We start from the raw sequence: 1,233 nt of genomic DNA on the forward strand, positions 1-1,233 counted from the left end.
GACGCGACCTGGAGCACCCGGTGGAGGCGTTCGCGCAGTACGCGCGGGACGGCGTCGCCCGGGTGGTCTGCGAGGAGAAGCACATGGGCTCGCGGGCGGTGGTGCTGGTGTGCCGGGACGCCGGGGTCGCGCACCGGCGCTTCGGTGTCGCCCCCGGCCCCACCGGCTCCCTCTACACCCGTACCGGACGCCCGTTCTTCGACGACGAGGCGGTGACCGAGGAGGTCCTCGGGCGGATCCGCGCCGCCGTCGACGCGGCCGGCCTCTGGGACGAACTCGGCACCGACTGGCTGCTGCTGGACGCCGAGCTGCTGCCCTGGTCGCTCAAGGCCGGCGGTCTGCTGCGCACCCAGTACGCGGCCGTGGGTGCCGCCTCCGGCGCGGTGTTCCCGAGCGCGCTGGCCGCCCTGCACAGTGCGGTCGAGCGCGGCGTCGACGTGACCGGTCTGCGTGCCCGGCAGCGTGAACGCGCCGCGGCGGCAGGCGCGTTCACCGACGCGTACCGCCGCTACTGCTGGCCCACCGACGGGCTGGACGGGGTGCGCCTGGCCCCCTTCCAGCTCCTCGCGGTCCAGGGCCGCAGCCTCGCCGCGCTCCCGCACGACGAGCAACTCGCCCTTCTGGACCGTCTGGTGGAGAACGACCCGAGCGGCCTGTTGCAGACAACCCGCCGTCTGTACGTCGACACCGGCGACCCGGAGTCGGTCCGGGCGGGCGTGGACTGGTGGCTGGAGATGACCGGCCGGGGCGGCGAGGGCATGGTGGTCAAGCCGGTCGGGGCGGTCGTACGGGACCCGGACGGCCGGCTGGTCCAGCCCGGCATCAAGTGCCGGGGCCGCGAGTACCTGAGGATCATCTACGGCCCCGAGTACACCCGCGGCGAGAACCTCGCCCGGCTGCGCAAGCGGTTCCTCAACCACAAGCGGTCCCTGGCGGTCCGCGAGTACGCCCTGGGTCTGGAGGCCCTGGACCGCCTCGCGGACGGCGAGCCGCTGTGGCGGGTGCACGAGGCGGTGTTCGGGGTGCTGGCCCTGGAGTCGGAGCCGGTCGACCCCCGGCTGTGAGCGGGGTCAGCCGACCAGTCTCAGGCGGCGGGCGCAGGTGCCGACGCGGACCGTCTGGCCCCAGGTCAGCTCCAGGGCGTCGGTCTCGATGCCGTCGCCGAAGGCGATCAGGCGGTCGGACTCGACCGTGAGGGTCAGGGCCGCGGAGGCGGTCAGCTCGCCGGCGACC

Annotated in this window: 1 pseudogene; it reads left to right on the plus strand. The window is 74.5% G+C overall.

From position 1 onward, the window contains the following. Positions 1-1,064, plus strand: a pseudogene (locus tag ABZ646_RS46930) (polynucleotide kinase-phosphatase); the annotation flags it as partial. Between the last annotated feature and the right edge of the window lie 169 nt (positions 1,065-1,233).

Source organism: Streptomyces sp. NPDC007162 (assembly GCF_040634175.1).
GTDB lineage: Bacteria > Actinomycetota > Actinomycetes > Streptomycetales > Streptomycetaceae > Streptomyces.